6 protein-coding genes, 4 tRNA genes and 1 rRNA gene are annotated in these 7,741 nt (G+C 34.4%); all 11 read right to left on the bottom strand.

Annotation, left to right across the window (positions count from 1 at the left end):
• Window positions 1-533: 533 nt before the first annotated feature.
• Window positions 534-1,553, bottom strand: a complete 1,020-nt coding sequence (locus tag C1Y58_RS25930) for a Gfo/Idh/MocA family protein (protein ID WP_105620057.1) — start codon at window positions 1,551-1,553, stop codon at window positions 534-536.
• A gap of 63 nt (window positions 1,554-1,616) precedes the next feature.
• Window positions 1,617-2,582: a sugar phosphate isomerase/epimerase family protein gene (locus tag C1Y58_RS25925; protein WP_105620056.1), complete on the bottom strand. Its 966-nt coding sequence runs from the start codon at window positions 2,580-2,582 to the stop codon at window positions 1,617-1,619.
• Complete coding sequence (locus tag C1Y58_RS25920) at window positions 2,579-3,334, bottom strand: sugar phosphate isomerase/epimerase family protein (protein ID WP_105620055.1); 756 nt, start codon at window positions 3,332-3,334, stop codon at window positions 2,579-2,581. The genes C1Y58_RS25925 and C1Y58_RS25920 overlap by 4 nt, the downstream gene beginning before the upstream one ends.
• Window positions 3,335-3,348: 14 nt before the next feature.
• The gene (locus C1Y58_RS25915) at window positions 3,349-4,134 is read right to left on the bottom strand and encodes a sugar phosphate isomerase/epimerase family protein (protein ID WP_105620054.1); all 786 of its coding nucleotides are present in this window, start codon (window positions 4,132-4,134) and stop codon (window positions 3,349-3,351) included.
• Between the two features lie 159 nt (window positions 4,135-4,293).
• On the bottom strand, window positions 4,294-5,376 hold the full coding sequence (locus tag C1Y58_RS25910) for a Gfo/Idh/MocA family protein (RefSeq protein WP_207655825.1): 1,083 nt from the start codon (window positions 5,374-5,376) through the stop codon (window positions 4,294-4,296).
• A gap of 95 nt (window positions 5,377-5,471) precedes the next feature.
• Window positions 5,472-6,458, bottom strand: a complete 987-nt coding sequence (locus C1Y58_RS25905; protein WP_105620052.1) for a LacI family DNA-binding transcriptional regulator — start codon at window positions 6,456-6,458, stop codon at window positions 5,472-5,474.
• 435 nt (window positions 6,459-6,893) lie between these two features.
• Window positions 6,894-6,979, bottom strand: a tRNA-Leu gene (locus C1Y58_RS25900).
• 62 nt (window positions 6,980-7,041) lie between these two features.
• Window positions 7,042-7,114 (bottom strand) — tRNA-Lys (locus tag C1Y58_RS25895).
• A gap of 6 nt (window positions 7,115-7,120) precedes the next feature.
• Window positions 7,121-7,192 (bottom strand) — tRNA-Gln (locus C1Y58_RS25890).
• Window positions 7,193-7,381: 189 nt separating this feature from the next.
• A tRNA-Asp gene (locus tag C1Y58_RS25885) sits at window positions 7,382-7,455 on the bottom strand.
• 10 nt (window positions 7,456-7,465) lie between these two features.
• Window positions 7,466-7,583 (bottom strand): 5S ribosomal RNA (gene rrf / locus C1Y58_RS25880).
• Window positions 7,584-7,741: the final 158 nt, after the last annotated feature.

The raw sequence follows: 7,741 nt of genomic DNA, 5'->3' as shown, positions 1-7,741 counted from the left end.
TTGTTTATATCCGTGTTAGAACTAAGTTCTAACGAAATCAAAGTTTATTTCTTGGGTATGTGTTACACTGTTCAGTTTCCAATGTTCTTTTGGTTATCATCTGTTTTGCAACAGTAATTAATATCTTATCAGATGTTTTGACATATGTCAAGCAGTTTTTAATTTTTCTTAAATTCCCTTTTAAGATAATTAATAGAAAAATTTCAAATCCTCAACTTTAATGTCGCAATCTGTTGTTTTCTCAACAACGAAGACTAGTATAGCATCTTTAATCTAGACTGTCAACAGCTTTGATAAAGTTATTATTTTCACTCAATTTCTATTATTGCCTTTTTACACTCTTCTCTTAGTAATGAATTTAAACTCCTTAAATATTTTGAGTATATTACAGAATTTTATACGTATCTTATGATAAATATTTACTATATCTTTCATTAATAACTTTGGTGTAAATCTAAACCTCTATATAATATAAGAAAAGACCTGAAGATTATATTAACCTACAGGTCTTCTTATTCTTTTATTTCTTACATTTAAAATTTAACTTTCTTATGCTCTTTACCTGATTCATACATACCACAGATAATTCTCTGAGTGATTAAGGCTTCTTCACCAGTAATTTCAGGCTTCTTACCACACATTAAAGCTTTATAGAATTGCTCAATTTGAATAATATGACTTACTCCCCAATATGATTTGCCTATACGCTGTTTCTCGCTCTTTTTAGGGTCTACAGCTTCTTCTCTACCACTATTATACTTAATAGTTGCTGTTGAAGCTATCATATGTGCTACGCCATGTTCACAGAATAATTCAATCTCTACAGGAGCATCATAAGCATGATAATTGATCGTATGGAATGCTAGTGTAGTACCGTCTTTATACCTAACAACACCTTCTGCTGCATCTTCTACTTCAATTATTTCATGGGCTCTATTACTTATATTAGCATCGATATAATCAATATCTTTATTAATTAACCAGTTTGCTAAATCAATTGTATGAATGGCTTGGTCAATTAAAACACCACCACCCTCTTTATCCCATGTACCTTTCCAATCGCTTTTGGAGTAGTATTCATCAGAACGGCTCCAAGCTAAATATAATCTTGCTGATAATACCCGACCTAACTTTCCTTGATCTAATGCTTCTTTAATAAGCACCGAACCTGGATTATAGCGATTTTGAAAGATAACGCCTAATGTAACATCATTTTTCTTTGCTTCATCAATCATCATTACAGCATCATTATAGTTGATTGACATTGGTTTTTCTGTCATGACATGTATGTTACGATTAACAATCTCTTTTTCCATAATGGGATGCAGATAATGCGGAGTACAAATGTGTACTACATCCAATTCTTCACTATCTAACATTTCTACATAATCTATGTAGTACTTACAATTGTACTTTTCTGACGCTAACTTTGCTCTTTCTTCTTTATTATCACATACAGCAACTAAATTAATTCCTTCTATATTACTAATGGGTTCAGCATGCATTGGAAATATATTACCACATCCAATGATAGCAACACTTAATTTTTTCAATTTATAGCCTCCTTGCTGTAATATTCAAATGGTAACCAAACTTTAATTTAATGTCTAATCCTACTAAGCCCACCACATGCCATCATTTGTTTCTTCAATAATAACATCTTTTAGGAAGGTAATGGCTTTTTGCAAGCCTTCATTAATAGACATCAGACTATCTTCATGTTCAATACTTATTGCATAGTCATACCCGATTTTCTTAAGCATACTAATTATTTCTTTCCACTCATCCGTACCATGCCCATAACCAACAGTTCTAAAAATCCAGGAACGGTTTAATTCATCACCATAATTCTTAGTGTCTAGTACACCATTAACAGCCTTATTAGCTTCATCTACTTTGGTATCTTTTGCGTGGAAATGGAATATAGCTTTATCTAATTTTCTGATTGCAATAACAGGATCAATCCCCTGCCAGTATAGATGACTTGGATCAAAATTTGCTCCTATTTCTTCACCAACAGCATCTCTAAGTTTTAATAAAGTTTCAGGATTATACACACAGAATCCTGGGTGCATCTCTAGACCTATTTTAGTTACACCATGTTCTTTTGCAAAAGCAACTGCGTTTTTCCAATAAGGAATCAGTACCTCATTCCATTGATACTCTAATACTTGTAGATAATCCTCTGGCCATGCACAAGTCACCCAGTTAGGATACTTAGCTCCATCATGATCCCCAGGACATCCTGAAAAAGTATTGATATGTTGAATACCTAATTTTTCTGCCAATAACACTGTCTTTTCAAAAGCTTGATGGAACCCTTCAGCAATTTCTTTTTGAGGGTGAACAGGATTACCATGACAACTTAAAGCGCTAATAGTCATATTATATTTCTTAATAGTATTTTTAAACTGTTCTAATGCTTCAGGATTATTGAGTAATATATCTGGGTCAGCATGAGCTGTGCCAGGGTAGCCTCCACATCCAACTTCAATCATCTCTACACCAGATTCACTCAAATATGCTAATGCTTCTTCAAATGGCTTACCACTTAATAAAACAGTTAATACACCTAACTTCATACTATATCCCTCATTTCATTCTTTAAATATGCTATACTTTTACTTATATTATCTAAACCATTAGGCACTGGGTCGTCATTCTCTACAATTGCCCACTTAATTCCCATAGCATCTGCCTTTTTAATAATGCTTTTTATATCCATAATACCATGCCCTACAGCTTCAAAATCGTAGCTGCCATCCTCTTTAACCAACATATCTTTTATATGGATTAACTTAATTAAGTCTTCATGATCACTCAAATAATCAAGAGGGTTAATTTCTGCACGTCTTACCCAATGAGTATCAATTTCCGCTTCCAGATACCCACTTGTTTCTTGAAATAATAGATCTAAAGCATATTGACCATTAATCTCTACAAATTCATGGGCATGATTATGATAAAGTAATTTCATATCATGGGGTTTTAATTGCTTACTAATCTCAATCAATCTCTTTGCTAATTCTTTTGTAGCTTCTAATGTCTCAAATTTACAATAAGGAACAACAAGATTTTTGCAACCAATCACTTTATGATAATCAATCACATCTTCAAAGTTATTCTCTAGTTGTTTCATACCGATGTGACTTGATACAGGATATAAATCTAATTCGTTTAGTATTTCTTTCAGTACATTTGCATCTGTATCAAAAAAACCTGCAAATTCCACACCTTTAAATCCTAGATCTTTTACCTTATGCAACATACCAGTGAAATCTTCCTTACACTCATTGCGTAGCGTATATAATTGTACAGCAATCTGAATATTCATAAGACACCTCTTTTCTATAGCATAAAAGGACGAATAAAATTAATAGTATAATCAATACCTTTTTCCCCTAACTCTCCTTGCCAAGTCTGAGAATGAGGTTCAATGCTTAATCCTTTATCATAGCCGACAGCATACAATGTTGCCATTACAGATCGCCAATCTATTTGCCCCATTCCAGCTGGCGGGTCATCATAGCGTTTACCTTGGATCTTTAAAGCTCCTTTTAGATGGAAATGCAAGATACGATGTCCCCAATCTCTTATCTCTGCTAAGTAATCCCCATCACTATAATAGCAATGAGAAGGGTCATATTTTATACCTAATTCCTCAAGTTCCATATGAACTATTTGCCAAGCTTGTGGACCATGTATAAAGTTATTCCACCTACAATTATTAGTTGCTATTTTCACATTTTTCTTCTTACCATATTCAATAAGCTTTTGAAAGTAGTTAATTGCACCTTCACAATTTTTCTTATAAGTTAATGTTTTAATATAGTTGCATCCACAGACAAAAACTGGACAATCTAGTTCATGGCAAGCATCTATCAGTTGATAGCTTTTTTCTAATTCTGCTTCTATACAATTACCTTCTTCATCAATACGATCAGTTCCCCAGCGTCCGATGGACCCAATTCCAATCTCATACTTATCTATCCACTTTTTTAGGTTAGGTAATGTATCCATAAAATCATCTACATCAATATTTTGGTTGATTGTAAACTCTAAAAAACTTAAATTACGCTTTGAAGCAAGAATAAAACTTTCCTCTTCTGGCTTTCCAATAATACCTAGTCTCATGTCACTAACTCCTTACCTCTTGTGATAATAGTTATTTTCAGTTATAATTGTTTTATGAAGTTTTATAAAAGTAATTTTTCTATGATGTCTCTCTCGGACATCTTTTTTTTAGTCTCAATAAGTACTGTTGTTCTAGTAAGTATCCACTTTTTCTTGTCATTATTCGCCTAACATTACTGGTTGACCGGTTTCTGAAGACTTGTAGATAGCTTCTAAAATCTCAGTTACAGCCATAGCTTCTTCTGGTTTAACTACTGGCTCTTTATCTTCCACTACTGCTTCAATCCATAAACGAGCTTCACGATCACCTGCTGATTCTTTTTTACCATCATAGAAATCAACACCTTTTGCAGATAAAGCTGGTTTTTCAACATATTGTGCATTATACTTAACACCATTAACTCTTAAGCCATCTTTCATATCAGCGCCAGCTTTTGTACCGCATAGAGTTGTTTTAGCTTCACCTGTCTCTAATGTATTTAATGCCCAGCTGGACTCTAGGAATATTGTTGCTCCATTTTCCATCTGAATAAAACCAAATGCTGAATCTTCTACAGTATATTCTTCTGGATTCCAGTCCCCCCAAGCGTTACCTGTTTCTCTTTGATCTTTTAATTTGGCATATGCTTTACCAACTACCATTTTAGGTTTATGATTATCCATCATCCATAAAGTTAAGTCCAATGCATGTGTGCCAATATCAATTAAAGGACCTCCACCTTGCTCCTCTTCATTTAAGAAAACTCCCCATGTAGGAACAGCTCTTCTTCTAATAGCATGAGCTTTAGCAAAATAAATCTCACCTAAATCCCCATTGTCACATACTTTATGTAGATACTCAGAATCAGATCTAAATCTATTTTGGTAACCAATTGTTAACTTATTCCCAGTACTTTTAGCTGCCTCAACCATTTGACGAGCTTCTTTTGCTGTCTTCGCCATAGGTTTTTCACACATAACATGTTTTCCATTTTCTAAAGCATCAATTGTAATAAAACTATGAGATTTATTTGGTGTGCAAACATGGATTACTTCAATAGTCTTATCTTTCAAGAGTTCCTTATAATCTGTATATACTTTAGCTTCTTCTACCCCAAATTCTTCAGCAGCTTTCAACGCTTTTTCTTCAACAATATCACAAAAAGCTACCATTTCTACATGCTTTAGTTTACTTAAAGCTGGCATATGCTTACCATTAGCAATACCTCCACATCCAATTATACCTACTTTCACTTGTCTCATTATATACTCCCCTTTCATTCTTGCACCATTATCACCATCACATTAATCTTTGTTTTCCCTCAAATACTATTGATTCTTTATCACCTTAGTAGAGATTAAGAAGACTCTCTGATAATGAGTTCATGATTCAATCTCATGTGTGTTATTTCATTATACTCTCCTGATTTGATTGTACTAATCAACAATTCCATTGCCATTCTACCTAATTCATAACGCGGCTGAGCTACCGTTGATAAAGTTGGATGGTACATTGCAGCGATTTCAGTATTATCAAATCCTATTACAGCAACATCACTTCCTGGGGTCTTATTAATACTATACAGGCTCTTCATGGCACCAATTGCTAAACTATCTGAGACAGTGAAAATTGCTGTAGGAGGTTCTTCTAAATCAAATAACTGCTTTGTCACTTCAATCCCCGTCTTAAAGCTATAATTTGTATCTTTAATATATTCTTCTCTTATTGGAATATTATTTTCAGTTAGAATCTTTTTATAGCCTTTTAATCGTAGTCGTGAAGAGATATCAGCTGAACAAGTTAAGATAGCTATTCGCTTATGTCCACTCTTTATAAGATATTTTACTGCTTCATAACCGGCTAACTCATCATTAATTGATACGGAAGACACCTTAGCACCTTCAACATATTCACAACATTGTACTATTGGAAACTGTCTTGAGTACTGAGTTAACTCATCAGCTCCTATTACTGGTCTTGTGAATATAACTCCATCCACTAGTTTTGTTTTTAGTAATTCTAAATAACCTTCCTCTTTGTCTTTTTTCATACGTGTCGTACTCATCATCAGTTTATAGCCATGATCACTCGCCACATGATCCATGCCTTTAATAACTTTTGAATAAAATCCACTAGCAAGGGTAGGTAATAAAACTAAAATCTTTTTAGTTTCTGAACGTCGTAAATTTCTTCCCAGTAAGTTAGGTTGATAGTTAAGCTCTTGGATTGCTGCTTCAACTTTCACTCTAGATTTCTCTGATACCTTTGTACTATTGTTTATAACCCGGGATACCGTTGCAACGGATACGCCTGCTTTTTTTGCTACATCTTGAATTGTATACATCAAATCCCCTTCCAAGTATAATGTAACGGATTACATTTTTAAAGAAAAATTTTCACCATCTTTCTCACTACGAATACCTTATATTTATTATTTTTATAACAAAATCACAAGATTTATATGTTCGGAGAAAGTGCTATCAAATTTAATGTAATGGATTACACACTCTTATTATAGCACTCAGCATTTCAAATGCAATGCTTTTTTATAAAAAAAATACCCAAAAAAACTCTTATTAAATTGAGCATATTTACAACTCCCTTATCTTATCATAAACTTACTAAAACATTTATATTATGTTCTCTATATGCCTCTAGAGACTCAGGATAGGTATGCAAAAGTGTAGGCGCACTTTATTATAAAGCTAAAGGATATAATCGTATTGAGACATAACAAAAAACTCCTTGAGAAAATCTCAAGAAGTATCTTATTCATTGATGCCGGAGACCGGAATCGAACCGGTACGATCGGTAAAGATCGCAGGATTTTAAGTCCTGTGCGTCTGCCAGTTCCGCCACTCCGGCATATCTATATAAATTTGAAGCTTTCATCATAATTGATGCGAAGCTTTAAAGTCAATGAAGAATGAATCACCCGGGGCTCGAACCCGGGACACCTGGATTAAAAGTCCAGTGCTCTACCAACTGAGCTAGTGATCCTTAAAACTGGGTAGGCAGGATTCGAACCTGCGGATGCAGGAGTCAAAGTCCTGTGCCTTACCGCTTGGCGACTACCCAATAGGTTTTTAGCATTTAGCGATTCTTACTTTTATGCTAGGTGATTATCACATAGCTTTAAAAAGTTAGTAGCGCTTATTGATAAATGCCGTAGATAGATTTTTTAGCTTACGGAATCTTGAGTTTTATGGTATATGATAACATAGCCTTACAACTCTAGATATAGTTAGCTTTAAATATCGTTATAAACGACCCAGAAGGGACTCGAACCCTCGACCTCCGGCGTGACAGGCCGGCGTGCTAACCAACTGTACCACTGGGCCAAACATTAAAATACGGCAGCCACTTACTCTCCCAGGCAGTCACCCACCAAGTACCATCAGCCGTCTATGTCTTAACCATCGTGTTCGGTATGGGAACGGGTGTTACCCATAGACGCATCGCCACCGTAAAAGTTATACAATTGTTTTGTATCTTCAAAACTACACATTGAATCGACTTTTATATTCCAATAATAACTCTTTCTAAATCTTTTTTTAGGTGATTTTCACTACATTCCAAATCACTAGGTCAAGACCTCGACCTATTAGTACTGGTCAGCTGAACGTA

The organism is Vallitalea okinawensis (assembly GCF_002964605.1).
GTDB lineage: Bacteria > Bacillota > Clostridia > Lachnospirales > PQDH01 > Vallitalea_A > Vallitalea_A okinawensis.
Note: the sequence above shows the minus strand (reverse complement) of the source record. Positions and strands in the feature narration are given on the sequence as shown.